19 protein-coding genes are annotated in these 20,038 nt (G+C 38.2%); 17 read left to right on the top strand and 2 right to left on the bottom strand.

Going from position 1 to position 20,038, the window contains the following annotated elements; genetic code table 11:
- Positions 1–10 precede the first annotated feature (10 nt).
- From U5921_RS15975 to U5921_RS15920, 12 genes are all read left to right on the top strand, one after another.
- Positions 11–3,091 carry an efflux RND transporter permease subunit gene (locus U5921_RS15975; RefSeq protein ID WP_324824455.1) on the top strand — a complete coding sequence of 1,027 codons (3,081 nt, stop codon included), beginning with the start codon at positions 11–13 and terminating at the stop codon, positions 3,089–3,091.
- Between the two features lie 183 nt (positions 3,092–3,274).
- Positions 3,275–4,135 (top strand): NAD(P)H-hydrate dehydratase, encoded by an 861-nt coding sequence (locus U5921_RS15970; protein ID WP_324824454.1) that lies wholly within the window; start codon positions 3,275–3,277, stop codon positions 4,133–4,135.
- Positions 4,136–4,235: 100 nt separating this feature from the next.
- Complete coding sequence (locus tag U5921_RS15965) at positions 4,236–4,511, top strand: CopG family ribbon-helix-helix protein (protein WP_324824453.1); 276 nt, start codon at positions 4,236–4,238, stop codon at positions 4,509–4,511.
- A 5-nt stretch (positions 4,512–4,516) separates the two neighbouring features.
- Positions 4,517–4,867, top strand: a complete 351-nt coding sequence (locus U5921_RS15960; protein ID WP_206459546.1) for a type II toxin-antitoxin system PemK/MazF family toxin — start codon at positions 4,517–4,519, stop codon at positions 4,865–4,867.
- Between the two features lie 26 nt (positions 4,868–4,893).
- Positions 4,894–5,325, top strand: a complete 432-nt coding sequence (locus U5921_RS15955) for a hypothetical protein (protein WP_324824452.1) — start codon at positions 4,894–4,896, stop codon at positions 5,323–5,325.
- Positions 5,326–5,556: 231 nt separating this feature from the next.
- A complete protein-coding gene (locus tag U5921_RS15950; RefSeq protein ID WP_324824451.1) occupies positions 5,557–7,725 on the top strand; it encodes a DUF5693 family protein in 2,169 nt (722 codons plus the stop codon).
- Positions 7,725–8,846, top strand: coding sequence for a polysaccharide pyruvyl transferase CsaB (csaB, locus tag U5921_RS15945; protein WP_324824450.1), 1,122 nt, complete (start codon positions 7,725–7,727; stop codon positions 8,844–8,846). The genes U5921_RS15950 and csaB overlap by 1 nt, the downstream gene beginning before the upstream one ends.
- Before the next feature lie 25 nt (positions 8,847–8,871).
- Positions 8,872–9,633 (top strand): WecB/TagA/CpsF family glycosyltransferase, encoded by a 762-nt coding sequence (locus U5921_RS15940; protein WP_324824449.1) that lies wholly within the window; start codon positions 8,872–8,874, stop codon positions 9,631–9,633.
- An 84-nt stretch (positions 9,634–9,717) separates the two neighbouring features.
- A complete protein-coding gene (locus tag U5921_RS15935; protein WP_324824448.1) occupies positions 9,718–10,542 on the top strand; it encodes a transketolase in 825 nt (274 codons plus the stop codon).
- Positions 10,542–11,468, top strand: coding sequence for a transketolase family protein (locus U5921_RS15930; protein ID WP_324824447.1), 927 nt, complete (start codon positions 10,542–10,544; stop codon positions 11,466–11,468). Before U5921_RS15935 ends, U5921_RS15930 begins: the two co-directional genes overlap by 1 nt.
- A gap of 78 nt (positions 11,469–11,546) precedes the next feature.
- Positions 11,547–12,026 carry a protease complex subunit PrcB family protein gene (locus U5921_RS15925; RefSeq protein WP_324824446.1) on the top strand — a complete coding sequence of 160 codons (480 nt, stop codon included), beginning with the start codon at positions 11,547–11,549 and terminating at the stop codon, positions 12,024–12,026.
- Between the two features lie 228 nt (positions 12,027–12,254).
- Positions 12,255–13,082, top strand: coding sequence for a hypothetical protein (locus U5921_RS15920; RefSeq protein WP_324824445.1), 828 nt, complete (start codon positions 12,255–12,257; stop codon positions 13,080–13,082).
- Here U5921_RS15920 and U5921_RS15915 read toward each other — a convergent pair.
- Positions 12,996–13,580: a 5-formyltetrahydrofolate cyclo-ligase gene (locus U5921_RS15915; protein ID WP_324824444.1), complete on the bottom strand. Its 585-nt coding sequence runs from the start codon at positions 13,578–13,580 to the stop codon at positions 12,996–12,998. The genes U5921_RS15920 and U5921_RS15915 overlap by 87 nt on opposite strands.
- Before the next feature lie 160 nt (positions 13,581–13,740).
- Here U5921_RS15915 and ftsE point away from each other — a divergent pair, with 160 nt between their 5' ends.
- From ftsE to U5921_RS15890, 5 genes are all read left to right on the top strand, one after another.
- Positions 13,741–14,424, top strand: coding sequence for a cell division ATP-binding protein FtsE (gene ftsE, locus U5921_RS15910; RefSeq protein ID WP_324824443.1), 684 nt, complete (start codon positions 13,741–13,743; stop codon positions 14,422–14,424).
- Positions 14,417–15,310, top strand: coding sequence for a permease-like cell division protein FtsX (gene ftsX, locus U5921_RS15905; protein WP_324824441.1), 894 nt, complete (start codon positions 14,417–14,419; stop codon positions 15,308–15,310). Before ftsE ends, ftsX begins: the two co-directional genes overlap by 8 nt.
- A gap of 12 nt (positions 15,311–15,322) precedes the next feature.
- Positions 15,323–16,447 (top strand): murein hydrolase activator EnvC family protein, encoded by a 1,125-nt coding sequence (locus U5921_RS15900; protein WP_324824440.1) that lies wholly within the window; start codon positions 15,323–15,325, stop codon positions 16,445–16,447.
- Positions 16,448–16,535: 88 nt separating this feature from the next.
- Positions 16,536–18,275 carry a single-stranded-DNA-specific exonuclease RecJ gene (gene recJ / locus U5921_RS15895; RefSeq protein WP_324824439.1) on the top strand — a complete coding sequence of 580 codons (1,740 nt, stop codon included), beginning with the start codon at positions 16,536–16,538 and terminating at the stop codon, positions 18,273–18,275.
- Between the two features lie 27 nt (positions 18,276–18,302).
- Complete coding sequence (locus U5921_RS15890; protein WP_324824438.1) at positions 18,303–19,535, top strand: S41 family peptidase; 1,233 nt, start codon at positions 18,303–18,305, stop codon at positions 19,533–19,535.
- Between the two features lie 59 nt (positions 19,536–19,594).
- Here the strand turns inward: U5921_RS15890 and U5921_RS15885 are convergent, their stop codons facing one another.
- Complete coding sequence (locus U5921_RS15885) at positions 19,595–19,897, bottom strand: YerC/YecD family TrpR-related protein (protein ID WP_324824437.1); 303 nt, start codon at positions 19,895–19,897, stop codon at positions 19,595–19,597.
- Positions 19,898–20,038: the final 141 nt, after the last annotated feature.

Here is a 20,038-nt window from a genome sequence, read left to right as displayed (position 1 = left end):
ATCGGCTGCTATGAATTTAACTAAATTTATTTTACGAAGGCCATTGTCATTGATTCTTTGCGTTTTAGCTTTAGTTGTATTTGGTTTTGTTTCGATTACAGGTACGACACTGGAACTAACACCCGAGATGGAAATGCCGATGATGCTTGTAACGACTGTTTATGTTGGAGCAAGTCCGGATGATGTAGACGAATTGTTGGGTAAACCCATTGAAGAAGCGGTAGACACATTAAATGGAGTTGATTCGGTGACTTCATATTCTATGGAAAACAGTTCAATTGTTTTGTTGACGTATAAATACGGTACAAATATGGATACTGCATACATAGATTTAAAGAAAAAGATAGACTCTGTAATTTCAGATTTGCCGGAAGATGCTAAAGATCCGAACATTATGGAGATTGATATTAATGATAAAGCTTCGGTAAGACTTTCGGTTAAAAATGAAGAACAAAGTAATTTATATAACTATGTTGATGAAAAAATTGCACCGGAATTTGAGAAAATTGCTTCTGTAGCAAGTGTGGATATCAATGGAGGACAGGAATCCTACATCAAAATAAAGCTGATTTCAGAAAAGCTGGATCAATATCACTTATCAATGAACAATCTTGTTTCTGCAATTGGAAGTGCTGATTTTTCTTATCCGGCAGGGAACACGCATGTGGGAGGATTAGAACTTTCAGTCAGCACAAGTGTAAGCTACGACAATATAGAAAGTCTGAAAAAGATACCGATTTCTACAGGAGCGGGAAGCATCATTCATTTGGAGGATATTGCAAATGTATATGAAGCCTTGGAAGACAAAAGCAGTATAAGCCGATACAATGGAGAAGATACAATCTCTCTTGATATCAAAAAGCAGCAAAGCAGCAGTGCGGTCGACGTTTCTAAGAATGTGAAAGAAGTGATAGAAAAATTGACTGCGGCTGATGAAAATTTGGATATTATAGTGGTTTCCGATGACAGTGAAGATATTATGGCATCTTTAAAATCGGTTGCAGAAACTCTAGTACTGGCAATTGCTATTTCAATGGTGGTCATTTTTCTTTTCTTCGGAGATTTGAAGGCCTCCCTAATTGTTGGAAGCTCCATTCCGATTGCTATTTTTGCAGCGTTAATCATGATGCGTACAATGGGATTTTCACTCAACGTCATTACATTAGGTGCTTTGGTATTGGGCGTCGGTATGATGGTTGACAACTCCATTGTAATTCTTGAAAGCTGTTTCCGTGGTGCAGATAATCTCATGGATCAGGAGACATACTTCAGCGGAGCGAAGATAAGCATACATGATTATAAAAGAGCGGCATTAGATGGAAGTAAGATGGTTTTGAATTCTGTAATTGGTTCGACCGTAACTACCTGCGTTGTTTTCCTTCCGTTAGCCACTTTACAAGGTATGAGCGGACAACTCTTTAAGCCACTTGGATTTACAATCGTATTTTGTATGTTAGCATCCTTAATATCTGCGATTACAGTAGTTCCTTTATGCTATGCATTGTATCGCCCGGAAGAAAAAGAGAATGCTTTGGCAAATGCACCGATAAAGAAGATGCAAGGTGTTTATCGTATATGGATTCGATCTCTTTTGAAAAAGAAAAAAACAGTTCTTCTTGTTTCGGTCATCCTTCTATTATTTTCTTTCGGTCTTGCAACACAACTGGATTTGGAACTGATGCCTTCAGGAGATACAGGAAGGGTCGATGTGACGATTGAAACGAGGCCGGGACTTACGATTGATAAGGTAAATGAAGTTTTAAAAGAAGTAGAAAAAGTAGTGGTTGCTGATAAAGATATTGAATCGTATATGTTGACCTACGGAGGAAGTGGTTTAAGAGTCTCCGGTGCATCACAAGCGACATTAAGTGCATATTTATCGGATGATGCGAAAGTCAGCTGCGATGAAATCATAAATAGATGGAAGTCTGAAATGAATCGCTTAAAAAATTGTAATATAAAAATGGAAGTCGGATCGCCTATCGAAATAACAACAGATTCCAGCGATTATGAATTGATATTACAAAGTACACAATATGATGATTTAAAAAAGACATCTGATTTAGCGGTAAAGGATTTGATGAAGCGCGTCGATATAACGAAAGTGCATTCTACTTTAGAAAATGCAGCTCCGGTAATAAAAATTAATGTCGATCCGATTAAGGCAGCAGCGGAAGGGCTGTCTCCCGTTCAGGTTGCAGGAACTGTCCGCAGTATGCTAAGCGGTGTGGAAGCAACGAAAATAGATGTGGACAGTGAAAATATAAGCGTTATGGTAGAATATGCAGAGGATGAGTATGATACGATTGATGACGTACAGGAAATCATTGTGCAGAATGCAGCAGGAAATTCCATCGCTTTGAGAGATATTGCAGATATTACTTATAAAGACAGTCCGCAGACGATACGAAGAGAAGATAAACAGTATCAGGTAACGATTTCTGCTGAATATACATCTGAGGCAGATAAAAATACTGAAAAACTGCTGAATAAAGAGATGAAAAAATATGAAAAGGGAAATGTATCCATTGGAGTCAGTTCAATGGACGAATCAAGACAAGACGAATTTAACAGTTTATTTGGTGCTATTGCAGCAGCTGTTTTCTTGATTTTCATCGTTATGGGTATACAATTTGAGTCTGTTAAGTTTTCGATCATGGTTATGACAACCATACCATTTGCACTAATTGGATCTTTTGGGCTATTGTATTTGGCAGATGTTCCGATTAGTATGACTTCCTTGCTAGGATTTTTAATGTTGATTGGTACGGTCGTAAACAATGGTATTTTATATGTTGATACGGTGAATCAGTATAAAGAAGATATGAATTTGAAAGAAGCGATCGTAGAAGCAGGTGCGACTCGTATGCGTCCAATATTTATGACAACGTTAACCACGATTGTTGCGATGATACCTATGGCACTCGCTTATGGGGAAAACGGAGAGATGATGCAGGGACTGGCTTTAGTAAATGTTGGAGGATTGATTGCTTCTACCGCCCTATCTTTAATCGTGCTTCCGATCTATTATTTAATTTTAAATGGGAAGCCAAGAAAACGTGCAAGTATGAAAGAGAGAATGGTAAAATAAATTTTTTGAAAAGATTCGTATGTATTACGAGATAAAGGATAAAATTTTAAAAAGAAAAGAGTCTTCACAAGTGCTTCAAAAAATTATATAATTATTCTATACTAAAAAATGCAATAGAACCCGCCTTTTCCCAAAGGCGGGTTCTAAGCATATGTAATGAAAAATAAGGGGGAAGATAAAAAAATGGAAAAACCTTGTTTAATTACATCCACTTATGTCAATACTTTTCTTAAGAAGCGAGAAAGGGAGTTACATAAGGGAGATTGCGGAACGGTTTTAATAGTAGCAGGCTCCTTTGGAATGGCAGGTGCAGCAGTGCTTTGTGCACGTGGTGCCCTGCGAAGCGGAGCCGGATTAGTTCGAATATCAGTACCGGATTTTCTTTTTCCGATTATGCAGACAAGCATTGTTGAAGCGACCTGTGTAACTCGCAATTTAACCCATGAGATGATTTCGGGTGCAGATGCGATTGTCATTGGACCTGGATTGGGGAAGGAGGATGACTATGGAGCCTTGATTCAAAATATAGTAGAGGGTTGCAGAAAAACAGTTGTTTTAGATGCTGATGCACTGAATCTGATTGCAAAAGATCGAACGGTTCTTCATAATAGAAAAGCAAATTTGATATTAACGCCGCATCCGGGTGAAGCAGGACGACTTCTCGGTATGAATGCGAAAGAAATTAATGAAAATCGTGAAAATGCTGCAAGAGAGTTAGCAGAATCCTTTAATGGGATTGCAGTACTAAAAGGTTCAGGAACCCTTGTGGCAACACCAGAAGGAAAAACATATATTAACACAACAGGAAATCCCGGAATGGCGACGGGGGGATGTGGAGATGTTCTATCCGGAGTCATTGCAGCACTGGCAGGACAAGGTTGTTCGCCGGAAGAGGCTGCCACAGCCGGCGCTTATCTTCACGGAAAATCCGGAGATATGAGTGCCGCAAAGCTGGGAGAGTATGGTTTGACAGCATCGGACATCGCTTCGATGATGGCACTTGCTCTAAAGAAAACTTTAGAGGAGCAGAATTTGGAGAAATAAGGCATTTGACACCAAACGACAAAGTATATATAATCGGATATATGAATGCATATCGATTATATAACTTATGGATGTTAAAAAATGATGAGGTGAATGCTGTATGTCGAATTCAAAGCGAATCATATTGAGCTTGAAGCCAGAATTGCTCTGCGAGATCGATGCACAATCTGAATTAAGAAAAATAAATAGAAGCGAATGGATTCGAGAGGCAATTGCTTTATATCTGAAAGAGGGAGAAAAAATTAGAATCAGAGAACAAATGAAGAGAGGGTACCAGGAAATGGGACTTTTGAATCTTCAACTTTCCGAAGAAGGATTGGCTCGGGATCAGGAGGATTTTGCTTTCTATGAAAATAGACTGAATATTGGAGAGTGAATGACTTGATTGTAAAAAAAGGTGACATCTTTTTTGCCGACTTAAGTCCAGTCATAGGCTCAGAGCAAGGTGGCGTACGTCCTGTGCTCGTGGTGCAAAATGACGTTGGTAATAAATATAGCCCTACGATTATCGTAGCGGCGGTAACTTCACAGATTAACAAAGCAAAATTACCCACACATGTGGAAATCAAAGCGAAAGAGCACGGTCTAAATAAAGACTCTGTGATTTTGCTTGAACAGCTGAGAACAATTGATAAAAAAAGACTGAGAGAGAAGATTGGTCATGTAGACGATGCGGTTATGGAAGAGACGGAGAAAGCTCTTACTATAAGTTTAGGAATGATTGATTTTTAAATACGGAAAAGAAAAAGGAGCAACTTATGAAAAAAAAATGGGTAGCTGTTTTAGCGGCGGTGATGTTTGTTTTGTCCTTATCAGTGATAGTAACAACAGCCGCAGGATCGCCTGGTTCTGAAGATGATCCGGTAGTGACTAAAAGTTATGTTGATAGCAAAATAGCAGGAATCTCGCAAGGAGAGAATACCGCAGCAACGTATACTGCTATTTCGATTGAAGCAGGTCGAACGCTTTTGGGAAAAGAAGGAACAGAAATCATTCTTCGAAGCGGTGAAGCAACTGCTTTGGATAATGGTACAAATGGGATTTCTGATGTAACCGCAGGTACCGATCTTTGGAGTGGGAATGCCGTTACTGCCAATCATTTGCTTTTAATTCCGCGCGAAGATGGTAGAGGAATTAAAGCGACAACGATTATATGGGTTATGGTTCGCGGTGGTTATACCATTCAATAATGAATAGAATTTGCTTTTTAAGGATGATACCGATGAAAAAACATCGGTATCATTTTTTTATCGAATCAGAACTATAGTTCCGATTCGATAAAAAAGACTTAGAATTTTCTTTTGTTTGCTAGGAGGTATTTACTCTTTGACAAAAAAACAGTAAAATATAGTTTAGCGTTGTCTTAGAACTGGATGCAATCAGTCTGAGGTGGAAAATAATAGAGCTAAAAGGAGATTGGGATGAGGACTTTTTTTAAGGAGAATAAGATTCTATTCATATTTGTAGCAATTGGTTTGCTTGCAGCTATCGTCGCTTTAAGCGGTCGCATGCAGACAGAAGCAAAGAATAAGCATTATGATGTAGTATTGGATTATCAGGAAATGGAAAATATGGCAGCACAGTCAGAGGAAAGTTTGGATTGGTGGTTTGCTCAATTTCAAGACATGGGTATCAATAAAGTTGGTTTACTGGAAGAAAGTTTGAGCACCATCATGGAACATACGAAAATGCCTGTTTCAGCTGATGTGGTGTACCAGATTGCCAAGAATGCAGATTGGGAAAAAGACTATCCCCAGGGCTTCATTGATGAGATGAAAGGACGGGGTTATGATGATTATGATGTAATTGTAGAGAGTAAATCAAAGGACTCTTTTTTATTTATAGCTGATGCATTTCGAAAACGATGGGATGACAGCAAGTATATCATTTTAGAGACGGAAGACGGAGGCTATTTGTGGATCGACGGTACAGCGAAAGATGCTCTATACTCAGAGACCTATAAAAATATGGACTCTAAGCGGAAACCATTTTCCGAGCAGAGCGAAGTGATCAGTTCAAAAATTATGTACCTGAGTTTAGGTCTTCTCCCGGAACGTGTTCAAAGACTGGAAAAAGAAGGGATAGAGATTATTCCGCGAACAGCCAGTTATGAAGGATGGAATGACACACGCTATGCAAAAGCAGTGCTAGAGGGGTATCAAAGTCTTAAAAAAGTACCGACTTACATGATTGTAGGAGGAAAAGCAGTCATTGGAAGCGATGATGGAATTGATACAGCAGCGAATTATTTGGATGAAACGGGTTCGATTATCTCTCTAATAGAAAATGCATCACAACGTCAAAATAATCTGCAGAATGGTTTGGATCAGGCTGTTTGGAAATCCGGTTATCGAGCTGCCCGTGTATTCAGCGTTTGGGATTATATTCAGAATCGTTATCAATATTATGGATATGAAGGGGCGAAGGAAATTGAAAATACGCTCTTCCGTGCGATTACAGAACGTAATATTCGGATTATTTATTATAAACCGATTCGTGAATTAGATGATTACCGTGTATATGTTACAGATGTTGATGAATATAAAACGATGTTTGAGAATCTAAATGCTCGTTTGATGCGGCATGGAATTACTTTGGGACAAGCATCTGTAATGGATGTTTACACTGTTCGACGGCTTATAAAAGTCCTCATTGGTTTTGGATGCATCTCGGGTGCGGTCCTTTTACTCGGAACGTTTCTTCCAATGAAAAAGAAGCTGTCTTTAGCGCTACTTGGACTTGGCTGTGCAGGTGTCTTGGGAGCTTATGTGGTTATGCCCAATTTAGCACAGCTTCTAAGCAGCTTTGCTTCTGCGGTGATATTTCCTTGCTTGACCATAATGTATTTCATGCATAAAGGAAAAGAATATTCTGATTTAGAAAATAAGTCAGTTCGGTTGGGCAAGATTATAGGAATCGCAGCAGCAACACTGGCAATTGGTGCATTGATTTCTTTAGTTGGCGCCTTTATGACGGCAGCTCCGCTTTCTGAGGTGAATTTCATGTTGGAAATGGATATCTTCCGGGGAGTGAAGGTTGCACAGCTTTTACCGCTGGCCTTCTTTGTACTTGCTTATTTGGCTTACTTTGGATTTGGAACGAAGAAGACAGTACCGGGACGTTTAGAGCTTCATGATTTAAAGAATATAATGGAAGTGAAGATACAGATTTGGATGATTATCATGGGAATCTTGATGGCAGGTGTAGGAGCTTATTATATAATACGTACCGGACATGATACCGCTTTAGAGCCATCGACGCTGGAAATGCTGTTCCGCAACGAGTTGGAAGATGTACTTCTGGCAAGACCGAGAAATAAAGAATTTTTATTTGCATTCCCTGCCGTAATGCTGATGATTTATTCCTGTTTCCGAGGATTTAAGATTTGGAGAGTGTTATTCGGTCTGTGTTCGGTGATTGGAATGACTTCGATTGTCAATACTTTTATGCATATTCGTACGCCGCTTTATCTGGGAATTGCAAGGACAGCATATTCTTTATGTTTTGGTGTTATCATAGGAATGATAGGAATTGTAGTATTTGAATTGATCTATCAATTATATAAAAAAGCGGAGGTCAAGTTTTTTTAATGTATAGAATATTAATTTCCGGCTATTATGGCTTCAATAATATTGGAGATGAATCCATTTTACGAGCCGTGATTGCCAGTTTAAAATTAAAACTGGAAGACATAGATATCATGGTGCTTTCGAAAAATCCGGAATCGACAGCAAGACGCTATCACGTGAAGTCAGCAAATAGAAAATCAGTGACTGCCATATTAAAAGCAGTCAAAGAATGTGATTTGTTAATCAGCGGCGGAGGTAGTTTACTTCAGGATGCCACAAGCAAGCGAAGTATCCTTTACTATCTGATGATTATGTGGCTGGGAATCTTGCTTCGAAAAAAGATATTTATCTATAGTCAGGGAATCGGACCGATTGTTTCAAAGCTGAATCGGAAGCTGACTGCATGGACATTGAAGCGGGTAGATGGTATTGTAGTAAGAGATAAAGCGTCAAAAGAACTGTTGATTGAAATTGGTTTGCGTTCTGAAGATATTTATGTAACGACCGATCCGGTGCTTCGGATTCCAAAAGCTGATTTAAAAAAAGGACAGCAGATATTAGAAGATGAAGGAATTGCGCTAGATAAAAATAAAATAACAGTTGGCTTTGCGATTCGTGAACGGAAAATTAATAGTTGCTTTGTCAATGAGCTTTGCACATCGATTCAAAGATTAATTGCAGAAAAGGATGCGCAAATAGTATTAATTCCTTTTCACTATTCAGAGGATATGGCAGTGATTCGTGAGATAGAAAAAAGAATTTCCGGTGAACTTGGTTGTATTAAACATAAATATTTAACGGAAGAGATGATGAGTATTATCGGGAATATGGATGTTTTGGTTGGCGTACGGTTGCATTCCATTATCCATGCAGCCGTTATGGATGTGCCGATTATTGCGATATCCTATGATCCGAAGATTAATTCTTTTATGCATTCCATTGATATGAAAGCAATGAGTAGCATTTATGATTTTAAAAGTGATTTTTTTATGGAAGAATTCGAAAAAACCATTCAAAATCAAGAGGAAATCCGGATACGGGTGCAAAGACGTATGAAGGAATTATTGGTTAAACTGGACACGAATGAAGAGTTGATTCTTTCACTAATGGGAAATGGAAAGGAGAGACCTCCGGTTGCATAGAAAGATGCATCATGGAAAAATAAAAATGAGTATAAATAAAAGAGAAACATTAGAAATATTAGGAATTTCTGTCGATAAAGTGGATATGAGTAAGGCGCTTTCCAGGTTTTCAGAGTTGATGGATACGGAAGAATGCAGTCTAATTGTGACCCCAAATTCAGAAATTATTTTGAGTGCGACGAAGGATTCTGCACTGCGAGAAATTATTGCATCAGCGGATTTAGTAATACCGGATGGAATTGGAATTGTCCATGCGTCAAAATTACTTGGACAGCCATTGAAAGAGAGAGTTACGGGAATTGATTTCATGGAAATGATTTTAGTTTGGCTGCAAGAGCATGAAAAATCCATTTACTTATTTGGGAGTAAGCCCGGGACTGAAGAAAGAGAAGCCGTTTGCGATATTGCAGCAAAAAAGAAGCAGCTGCAATATCCAAATCTTAAAATTGCAGGCACACATCACGGATATTTTAAACCAGAGGAGGAAGATTCCATTGTGGAAGAGATCAATGCTTCCGGAGCCGATTTTCTTTGCGTTGCATTAGGTTCACCAAGGCAGGAGGACTTTATTGCACGGAGAAGAAAGGAATTAAAGGTAAAAGCGGCGATTGGTGTAGGCGGTAGTTTTGATGTCTGGGCCGGAACCTTGAAGCGTGCACCTGAATTTTATCGAGAACATGGTTTAGAGTGGCTGTATCGATTAATTCAAGAACCGAGTCGTTACAAAAGAATGGCAATGCTTCCAGTTTTTATGTTAAAGGTCATAATGAACAAATCAAAGTCTTGATTTTAATTTGTTATTTTTATATAAAAATGATTGAATTGTGTATGCATTTTCAATCGTAGATACACAGAAGAGGAGAAACAAAAAATGACAGTAAATTATGGTGAGCTGGCCAAAAAGGCGGCAGACATCAGAGTGGACATTATTAAAGGCGTGTTTTCTGCAAATTCAGGACATCCCGGCGGTTCGTTATCTGCTGCAGATATTATGGCAGTCTTGTATTTCCATGAAATGAAGCTTGATACGAATAACTTAAAATGGGAGGGCAGGGACAAGTTTGTTTTGTCAAAAGGTCACGCAGCACCGGTTCTATATGCGGCCTTAGCGGAAAAAGGGTATTTTGACAAAGAAAGCTTAAAGACGTTACGCCATATTGGAAGTAAGCTGCAGGGCCACCCTGATTGTAAGAAGGTGCCTGGCGTGGAAATGTCAACAGGATCTTTAGGACAAGGATTTTCTGCTGCTGTTGGTATGGCTATGGCAAATAAGATGGATAAAAAGTTAAACCGTGTCTATGTTCTTTTAGGTGACGGAGAGCTTCAAGAAGGTATTGTTTGGGAAGCAGCTATGTCTGCTGCACACTATCAATTAAATAATCTTTGTGCTGTTTTGGACTGGAATGGTCTACAGATTGACGGACAAAATGACAAAGTTATGAAAGTTGCGCCGATTGATGAAAAATTCAAGGCATTTGGCTGGAATGTTATTGTAATTGACGGACATAATTTGGAAGATATTGTACATGGTTTTGAAAAAGCAAGAGAATATAAAGGTGCACCAACGCTTCTTTTGGCAAGAACCGTAAAAGGAAAAGGTGTCTCCTTTATGGAGAATGAAGCAGGCTGGCATGGAAAGGCACCGAGTGAGGAACAGGCAAAGCAAGCGGTGCAGGAGTTAGGAGGAACATGGTAATGGCAGAAAAAATGGCGACAAGACAAGCGTATGGTGAGGCTTTAACAGAATTGGGAGAAAAGAATCCTAACATTGTTGTTTTGGATGCGGACTTATCAAAATCCACAATGACAGTAAATTTTTCAAAGACATTCCCTGAACGCTTTTTCAATATGGGAATTGCAGAACAGAATATGTATGGTGTAGCAGCTGGACTGGCACTTTCCGGTAAGATTCCGTTTGCAAGCACCTTTGCGATGTTTGCGGCAGGAAGAGCATTTGAAATCATTCGAAATTCAATTGGTTATCCAAAAGCAAATGTAAAAATTTGTGCAACACATGCCGGTCTGACCGTTGGGGAAGATGGAGCGAGTCATCAAGCGATTGAAGATATTGCACTGATGCGTGCGATACCGGGAATGACAGTTCTTAATCCGGCAGACGGCGTCTCTGCAAAAAAACTTTTAGCAGAGGCGGCAGAGTTAGAAGGACCTGTTTATGTACGGCTTGGACGTGCAGCAGTTCCAATGCTTTACAAAGATGGAGCACAAATTGAAATCGGAAAAGGCAGCTGTCTCAAAGAAGGAAATGACTATACTATCATCGCAACCGGAATCATGGTAAATGAAGCCATGAATGCAGCTGAAATGCTAGAGAAAGAAGGCATTCATGTGCGTGTCATCGATATGCATACGATAAAGCCAATTGATCAGGAGATCATTATAAAAGCAGCCAAGGAGACAAAAGGGATTGTTACAGCAGAAGAGCATTCCATTATCGGCGGGCTTGGTTCTGCGGTAGCAGAAGTAGTTTCACAAAATGCACCGGCTAAAATGAAATTAATCGGTGTTATGGATACGTTCGGAGAGTCGGGAAAACCTGCGGAATTGATGGAAAAATATGGACTGACTGCAAAGCATATCTATGAAGCAGTAAAGAGCTTATAAATAAATTAAATAATAAGAATAATAAACGCCCTTCTCGAATAGATTGAATTAAGAATAACGGAGGAGGGAGTTTTTATTGTGGGGAAGATTGGTATCTTACAAAAAATAAAAATGCCGAAAAAAAATACGGCAATAAAATGGATGATTCTTATTTTGTTGATCATTGTCGTGGTTGTCGCGGCTATGTACATGTTTAAGGGTGAGGAAAACGTGGAATTTAAAATTTTAAGTGAGAAAGAAATCCCAGCGCAAATAACCAGTCAGGTGATACCGGAATACCGTCAACTAGAGAGGGCGTTGGCTTGCGTAGTAGACGATAAAGTTTATGTTCTAGCTTCCCGCGGTGAGAAACCGACCTCTGGTTATGAGCTTCAGATTGAAAAGATGAAATTGTCCGATAAAAACGGAACAAATGTTTTAACCGTGTACACGCAGTTTAAAGATCCGCAGCCCGGAACAGCTTTGACCCAGGCATTGACTTATCCAATCCAAGTTGCAGAGACTGGCCTTTCGGCATTACCGGATCAAATTGAGTTAAAAGTACAATACGTGGAATAATGGGTATTGATTTGTAAAATATTTCGGCAATGAATTACAATATGCTTTTCTTGTGGTGAATAGTTTTAAAGAACAAACTATTTATCATAAGGGGAGCATATTTTTTTATAAGAAAATAGATGTTATATTTAATTACAGATATGTATTTACAAAAAATAAATAAAATGGTAATATATAGATAAATAAGTATTAAGGGAATACCTAAGAATACATGACCGGAGAGAAGTTATGGATTGTTTTAAGATAGGAATTATAAGCATAGAGAAGCATTCAGGCGTTAGTTTTTTGACGACTGTTTTGGCTGCATATTTTGCAGAACAAAAAAAATTTGTACCTGCGGTATTAGAATTGGGAACACCCTCTCTTTATTATTCACTGGGGATAGAGAAGTATTTTTTAGGAAGAGGGTTTACTTCCGTTTTTGAGGAAGAAAGCAAGCAGGAAGATACCAAGGAAATACAAAATTTGCACAAAGGAATCAATTGGGCATTACAGACTCCTTCTGATTATCAGAGAGAATATAATTTTATCAATAAATTTAGACTGATACATAATGTATACGGAGATTTGCTTCTTTGTGATTTTTCAGGATGCAAAATCGGGATGACAAGAGAAGGCGGTAATAGTGGAAATCAAGGAGTCGTGTGCGACGAAAATTGGCAGCTTCTAAGAGAAATGGATTGCATTTTTTTGGTGATTGATCCTTTACCTTCAAAGCTGCTTTCCGGGGCGGAGCAGCTTGCACATTACCGCCTCTCACGTCTGCCGATCAGAATTGTCATTAACAAAGACAATTCTGGGGTGCCGCATAAAGAACTGCAAAATTATTTACAGACAAAGGATCTGATCTGCATTCCTTATTTACAGCCTGAATGGCTTTACGAGGCAGAATATAAGTGTTTGGAACCTTATGCAGTGGATGAGGTAAAACACGCGTTAAAAGAACCAATCGGGGAGCTAGAGTCGGTTTTAGGAGCGAATCGTTTTAAAAATTCTCTTTTCCGTCAAGATGAAATCCATCGGAATATCCCTGGGTTCAAATGGAATCCTTTTTAATAATTGAAAATCATAAGAAAAACCTACTTTTAAGGCATCAGAACGAAGCTGCGGAAGAAAGGCATCATAGCAGCCCTTGCCAAAACCAATGCGGTTACCCATACGATCAAAGACAACGCCGGGAATCAAAACAACATCAATTTCTTTTGGATCTGCAACGGAGCAGGTAAGAGGGTCTGGTTCGGAGATTCCTAAGGCAGAAGTAATTAAGATTTCCTCTCCGCCCAGTTTATATGGAATGATTTTGAAGTTCTTATCGGTAAGGGGTAAAACTATATTTTTATTTTTTAATAGTGCATTCTTTAAAAGTGCTCGCGTGGGTGCTTCGTTTTGAAAATCCATATAAAACATGATCGTTTTGGCATCTTGATAAAATGAAAAATGATTTATGATCTCAAGAAAGCTTTCTTCACTTTTTTTTATAAAATCTTTATCCAATGCTCTTCTCTTTTGAAGCATTTGTTTTCTAAGCACTGTTTTTGTAGCTGATTGTCTCATTTGAATATCTCCTGTTTCACAATTTCTACACCTTGATGTAATAAAGTTGTAATATTATAGCTATTTATTCTAATGCTGTTTTATATTATAATATTATGTAAATATATGTGCAAGAGCACGTCCTATTTTGTTGAAAAGAATCGAGGGAGGACCTCTTTAAATGATAGTATACCAAAATGTCACCAAGTATTATGGAAATAACATCGGAATTGAAAATGTTAATATCCGCATTAACAAAGGTGATTTTGTATTTTTAGTCGGACCTAGCGGAGCTGGCAAGTCGACTTTTATTAAATTGCTTTTAAAAGAATTGGATGCAGACAGCGGTTCCATTAAGATGAATGATATGGAAATTACTTCTCTGCCAAATCGCTTTATTCCTAAACTCCGCCGCAGTACCGGAATCGTATTTCAGGATTTTCGTTTATTACCTAAAAAAACAGTTTTTGAGAATGTGGCGTTCGCCATGGAAATTATACATATGAGTTCGCGTACGATTCGCAGACAAGTTCCACAGGTTTTAAGCCTAGTTGGTATTAGTTCAAAAGCGGACAAGTATCCACATGAGCTTTCGGCGGGAGAACAGCAGAGAGTTGCGATTGCACGTTCGATTGTTAATAATCCTGCCGTGTTAATTGCAGATGAGCCAACCGGTAATTTAGATCCGGATACAGCTTGGGAAATTATGCGGCTTTTAGATAAAATTAACCGCAGAGGTACAACAATTCTTATGGTAACGCATGCAAAGGACATTGTAGACCGTATGGGAAAACGCGTTGTGGCAATCGAAAGAGGACGAATTGTCAGAGATGACGCAGAAGGAGCGTATGCCATAAATGTTTAAAACAATAGGTTATGCCATAAAACAGGCATCAATACAGGTTTTTAGAAACCGAACAATGACAGTTGCATCCATGTTTTCAATTACTGCGATGCTATTGATCTTGGGACTTTTTTTTATTTTGGTCGTAAATGTAAATTTGGCTAGTGAAAATGCAAAAAAACAATTTGATACAATTCAGCTTTACCTTTTAGACACAACAGACGAGACTGCTACTCAGGGGATGATAGATAGTCTTCAAAGCATGCCGGAGGTAGAGGAAGCCGTCTATGTTGATAAAGAAATGGCAATGCAGGAGTTTCGAAAGAGTTGGGGAGATAAAGCTTATTTGTTGGATGGCTTGAACACGAATCCACTTCCGAATTCCATTCGTATTACAGTGACAAACCTAGAAGACGCTGATTTAGTGGTTGAAGTATCAAAATCCTTTCAAGGAGTGGAGGATATAAAATATTATCAGACCGAAGTGAATCAAGTGTTGCAGATTACTGATTTTATTCAGGTAGGAGCACTCGTTATTATTGTATTTTTGGTCTTTGTTTCCATAATTGTCGTTTCGAATACGGTTAAGCTGACGGTACTGGCAAGAGAACGGGAAATCAGTATTATGAAATACATGGGAGCGACCAATTGGTTTATTCGAGGTCCTTTTTTGGCGGAGGGGATGTTGATTGGATGCTTATCTGCACTTATCTCTTCAGGTTTAATCGCATTTATTTATTATAAAATTTGTGAATTATTTTCGGTAAAGGCACTCGCATTACTTTCAACCAGTTTTGTTCCACTCAGCTTTTTAATATGGAATTTGGTTTGGATATTTATTGCATTAGGAGTTTGCATCGGGGCATTTGGAAGCATTGTTTCAATGAGAAGGTTCTTGGATACATAGAGGAGGAAGGGAATGAAAAAAAGTAGATTTGTTTCTTACACATTAATTGCTGTTTTAGTTTGTTCTATTTGGACATTGCATCTAGGCTATGCTGTGACTGACAGTGAAAAATTAAATAATGTCAACAGCCAAATCAACCAGACGCAGAAACAGTTAAATGAAGGAAAGAAAAAAGTCAATGCATTGAATACGGAAATTACAAACTTAGAAAATAAAATCAATGCGGCCGAAACTGAAATTGCAAACCTTCAAGGGGACATTGGGAAAACAAAACAAACGATTTTGGAAACGCAAAACACACTCAATCAGCTGAAGTCTGAAATGGATGAACAAAATACCAATATGAATTCGAGACTGCGTGCGATGTACAAGAACGGAGATGTTGATATTCTCGGAATTCTGCTTGGATCGTCAGATATCTCTGAATTCATGACCAATATGGATATGGTTCAAAAAATATATGATAATGATATACAGGTTCTAGAGTCAATGGAGCAAAGATATGAAAAAATTGACTTACAGCAAAAGCGGTTAGTCGCTTTAAATGAACAGCTGTTATCTCAGCAAACTGTTGCACAGGACAAGCAGGATGCATTGGAAGCAAATCGTGGTGCGGTGGTTGAAAAGAAAGCAGAAGTATTAAAAGATAATAAAGCCTTGACTGCTCAAATTGATACTTTAAATGCAGAAGCAGATGCTTTGGTTTCTAAGATTCGGGCTTTGCAGGATGACAGTGCTGTCTATGCTGGCGGCGTCTTGGCATGGCCGGTTCCTGGACATACCCGTATTACTTCGCCATTCGGTTATCGTTTACATCCGGTTTTAAAAGTAAATAAATTACATACAGGAATTGACATTTCTGCTGGGACAGGCACAAAGGTAATTGCTGCTGCGGATGGGAAAGTTATTATGTCCGGTTGGAATAACAGTTACGGAAATGTTGTCATGATTGATCATGGGAGTGGCATTGTAACGGTGTATGCACATAACAGCAAGCTATTAGTCAGCGTTGGAACTGCGGTTACGCGGGGACAGCAAATTGCAAGTTCTGGTTCAACGGGGATGTCAACTGGACCGCACGTGCATTTTGAAGTTCGTTTAAATGGTGCATATAAAAACCCGAAAGATTATTTATAGTTTAAATAATTGATAAAAAAGAAGTGGCTCAGCCACTTTTTTTATCGGTTGCATTTTAAAAATTATGAGCTATAATAGAGGAGCAGATATGAAAAAAAAGTGGATTTATCCAAACAAACTGAGAGAGGAAATTACCGAAGAACATCAGAAATCTTCGGTTCTTTTGCGTTTGCTCCGGAAAAGAGGCTTTCAAGATGAAAAGGAACAGGAAGAATTTTTATCATTAAAACCTCAAAAGACATATGATCCTTTTTTACTAAAAAATATGGAAGAGGCGGTTCAAAGTATATTAAATGCTTTAGATACGAACCAAAGCATTTGTATTTATGGTGATTATGATGCGGATGGAGTAACGTCTTGTAGTTTGCTTTTAGAAATACTGGGAAAACTTACTGCGAACCTTTTTTATTATATCCCCTCACGATTTGAAGAAGGATATGGTTTTCATAAGACTGCGGTTGATAAGATTAAAGCACTTGGGGCGGATATGATTATTACTGTGGATTGCGGAAGTACATCATTAGAAGAGGTAGAGTATGCAAAGCAACAGGGGCTTTCTATCATTGTTACAGATCATCATACCATTGTAAATGATATGGTTCCAAACTGTATTTTCATTAATCCAAAGCAAAAAGATTGTACATATCCGTTTTCCGGACTTTCAGGATGTGGTGTAGCTTTTAAACTGGCACAGGCGATTCAGCACACGTTAGAAGACAGAAAGGATGCAAGATCTACTTTATTAAATAAAAAGGCTTTAAATGATGTATTGGATCTGGTTGCAATATCAACGATTGGAGATATTGTCCCGCTTGTGGATGAAAACCGTACACTTGTAAAATATGGGTTAAAGCGGATACAAAAAGGCAGCCGATGCGGGCTTTTAGAATTAATTGATGCAATTGGTATTTCAAAAAAAAATATAAAATCAGAACAGATTGCATATAGTATAGTGCCGCACTTAAATGCTGCAGGTAGAATGTATTCTGCAAAAATTGGTGTTGAACTCTTAATTCATTCTGGAGATAATAAAGAAGATATCTTGAAACGTAAGACGGCTGTGGAAACTTTGGTTAAAAATAACCAGGAAAGGAAGCAGATTCAAGAAGAAACTTTTGTAAATTGTATGCAGCTTGCAGAAAAAATAAATGATACGGATTTATTTTTGTTAATCGCATCGGATAATGCACATGAAGGGATCGCAGGAATTGTTGCAGGTAAGCTGAAGGATTATTTTTCAAAACCAACTGCACTTGTGACCCTTTGTGAGGATGGAATTCATTATAAAGGTACGGGAAGAAGTGTGGAAGGGGTTGACCTTTATGAGCTGCTTCATACTCAAAATCCTTGTTTTGAGCGATTCGGCGGTCATGCCGGTGCTTGTGGATTTTTATTAAAAAAGGATAATATTGAAAAACTTAGAAGCGGATTAAATGAACATATGGAGGACCTAACAAAAGAAAATCCTACGCTCCTTGTGCCCACGCTTCGCATCGATGAAAAACTGGAATCTGAAGAACTGACGAAAACGTTTATTCAACAGCTGGACTGTTTTGAACCGTATGGGCATTGTAATGAGAAGCCACTTTTTTTAATTGAGAACCTGATTATAAAAGAAATTCGTTATATGGGAAGCAATATGGAGCATGTTCGTTTTAAAGCAGTGTCCCTAACCGGGAGCAATCACGATTATATTATATTTTCAAAGGCATCGGAGTATAAAGAAAAATTAAAAATCAGAACAAGTGTAGATGTCGTTGGCTATCCGTCTATAAACCATTTTCGTGGTACTGCAAATGTACAATTTATAGTTCGCGATATGAAGTGAAGGTTATGGAATAAATGGAAAGGGGAAATGATAAGTAGTATGCAAAATGAAGCAACAAAGAAAATGATAGTAATTAAAAAGCGAAATCTGATATTTTTATTGATTGTGACATTATTAATTGGGGGGGCTGCTTCCGCCTGGTTTTATAATCAAAATCTAGAATCATCTGAGGGTGTTACCATTTCAAAAAGAGATTATGCCGTATATAAAAAACTAGAAGAAAAATATGCAAAGCTTGAAGAACTAAGAGGCTATATAGAAGAAAACTATTACGTACCGGTGGATGAGGATAAATTAGAGGAAGGAATTTATAAAGGATTATTTTACGGAACCGGCGATCCTTATTCTGCTTATCTGAATAAAAAAGAATATGATGAACTTTTAATTTCAACGACTGGAGAATACTCTGGTATTGGCGTGAGCATTGTTCCGGATGCAAAAGGTTACATTAGCGTTGTCGCACCGATGGATGATAGTCCGGCAGCGAATGCAGGTATAAAAACCGGAGATAAAATATTAAAAGTGGATGATAAGGAATATACTGCGGATACGATCGATGCTGCTGTCTCTGCAATGAGAGGTGCAAAAGGGAGTAAAATATCTGTCACTATTTTAAGAGACGGAGAAGTAAAAGACCTTACAATGCAGCGTGCAACAATTGTAACAAAAACCGTAAAATCAGAAGTGATGGGTGATAATATCGGCTATCTGCGAATTACCGGTTTTGAAGAAAAAACTGCAGACGATTTTAAAAAAGCGTTGCGGGATATGGAAGTAAAAGGTGTGAAAGGATTAGTTATTGATCTACGTGATAATCCTGGAGGACTTGTAGATATCAGCGTAAATATTGCTGATGCATTATTAGATTCGGGAACGGTTACTTATACAGAAGATCGTAAAGGAGAGAAAGTATATTATAAGTCAAAAGAAGGAAAAACCAGCTTGCCTTATGTAGTTTTAGTAAATGGCGGTTCTGCAAGCTCTTCCGAGATTTTAGCAGCAGCAATCAAAGACAATCATGGCGGGAAATTAATTGGTACTAAAACCTTTGGAAAAGGGATTATACAAGAGATTAATGAGCTTCAAAACGGAGATGCTATGAAATTGACTGTGATGCAGTATTTCTCACCAAATGGAGATGTAATACATGAAAAGGGAATTGAACCGGATATCAGTATTGATTTGGAAGAAAGTGACTTCACAGATGGCGTTTTAACAAATGATAGGCAATTACAAAAAGCACTGGAGTTGTTAAAATAAAAAAAGAATATCGATTCAGAAATGATGATCTTTCCTATATATAAATAAAAAAGGATGAATCATTGTGATTCATCCTCAAGTCTTGTTAAAATAGTTTTATAGCCGTCGGCACCATACAGTAGGCATTTATTGATGCGGCTTATGGTTGCCGTACTGGCCTTTGTAATTTCTTCGATTTCATTGTATGTCTTTTTCTCACGAAGGAGCTTTGCGACCTGTAGTCTTTGCGCAATGGATTGCAGTTCCTTTATCGTACACAGGTCTTCAAAAAAACGATAACATTCTTCTTCCGTCTTTAATGCTAAGATCGCTCGAAATAAATCGTCTGTTTCTTTACCCTTAAGCTTTGAATGGTAAGTCATTACAAGTACCCCTTTCATTGGCTGAAAAATTTATGTAAAGAATACTTACTCGCTTTAACACTTTACAGTATTATTATACCGTATTTTTTTCTTCTTGACAATCCCGCTTTTTTCCAGTATGATACAGAATAATAAAAGGGA

It is taken from the genome of Sinanaerobacter sp. ZZT-01 (genome assembly GCF_035621135.1).
In the GTDB taxonomy this organism is placed as follows: domain Bacteria; phylum Bacillota; class Clostridia; order Peptostreptococcales; family Anaerovoracaceae; genus IOR16.
This window is presented reverse-complemented; position numbering and strand designations above follow the sequence as displayed.

What these genes read in the sequence shown, in the direction of transcription:
- U5921_RS15975 (WP_324824455.1), top strand. Translation starts at nt 11, where the DNA reads ATGAATTTAACTAAATTTATTTTACGAAGGCCATTGTCATTGATTCTT.
- U5921_RS15970 (WP_324824454.1), top strand. Translation starts at nt 3,275, where the DNA reads ATGGAAAAACCTTGTTTAATTACATCCACTTATGTCAATACTTTTCTT.
- U5921_RS15965 (WP_324824453.1), top strand. Translation starts at nt 4,236, where the DNA reads ATGTCGAATTCAAAGCGAATCATATTGAGCTTGAAGCCAGAATTGCTC.
- U5921_RS15955 (WP_324824452.1), top strand. Translation starts at nt 4,894, where the DNA reads ATGAAAAAAAAATGGGTAGCTGTTTTAGCGGCGGTGATGTTTGTTTTG.
- U5921_RS15950 (WP_324824451.1), top strand. Translation starts at nt 5,557, where the DNA reads ATGAGGACTTTTTTTAAGGAGAATAAGATTCTATTCATATTTGTAGCA.
- csaB (WP_324824450.1), top strand. Translation starts at nt 7,725, where the DNA reads ATGTATAGAATATTAATTTCCGGCTATTATGGCTTCAATAATATTGGA.
- U5921_RS15940 (WP_324824449.1), top strand. Translation starts at nt 8,872, where the DNA reads ATGAGTATAAATAAAAGAGAAACATTAGAAATATTAGGAATTTCTGTC.
- U5921_RS15935 (WP_324824448.1), top strand. Translation starts at nt 9,718, where the DNA reads ATGACAGTAAATTATGGTGAGCTGGCCAAAAAGGCGGCAGACATCAGA.
- U5921_RS15930 (WP_324824447.1), top strand. Translation starts at nt 10,542, where the DNA reads ATGGCAGAAAAAATGGCGACAAGACAAGCGTATGGTGAGGCTTTAACA.
- U5921_RS15920 (WP_324824445.1), top strand. Translation starts at nt 12,255, where the DNA reads ATGGATTGTTTTAAGATAGGAATTATAAGCATAGAGAAGCATTCAGGC.
- U5921_RS15915 (WP_324824444.1), bottom strand. Translation starts at nt 13,580, where the DNA reads ATGAGACAATCAGCTACAAAAACAGTGCTTAGAAAACAAATGCTTCAA.
- ftsE (WP_324824443.1), top strand. Translation starts at nt 13,741, where the DNA reads ATGATAGTATACCAAAATGTCACCAAGTATTATGGAAATAACATCGGA.
- ftsX (WP_324824441.1), top strand. Translation starts at nt 14,417, where the DNA reads ATGTTTAAAACAATAGGTTATGCCATAAAACAGGCATCAATACAGGTT.
- U5921_RS15900 (WP_324824440.1), top strand. Translation starts at nt 15,323, where the DNA reads ATGAAAAAAAGTAGATTTGTTTCTTACACATTAATTGCTGTTTTAGTT.
- recJ (WP_324824439.1), top strand. Translation starts at nt 16,536, where the DNA reads ATGAAAAAAAAGTGGATTTATCCAAACAAACTGAGAGAGGAAATTACC.
- U5921_RS15890 (WP_324824438.1), top strand. Translation starts at nt 18,303, where the DNA reads ATGATAAGTAGTATGCAAAATGAAGCAACAAAGAAAATGATAGTAATT.
- U5921_RS15885 (WP_324824437.1), bottom strand. Translation starts at nt 19,897, where the DNA reads ATGACTTACCATTCAAAGCTTAAGGGTAAAGAAACAGACGATTTATTT.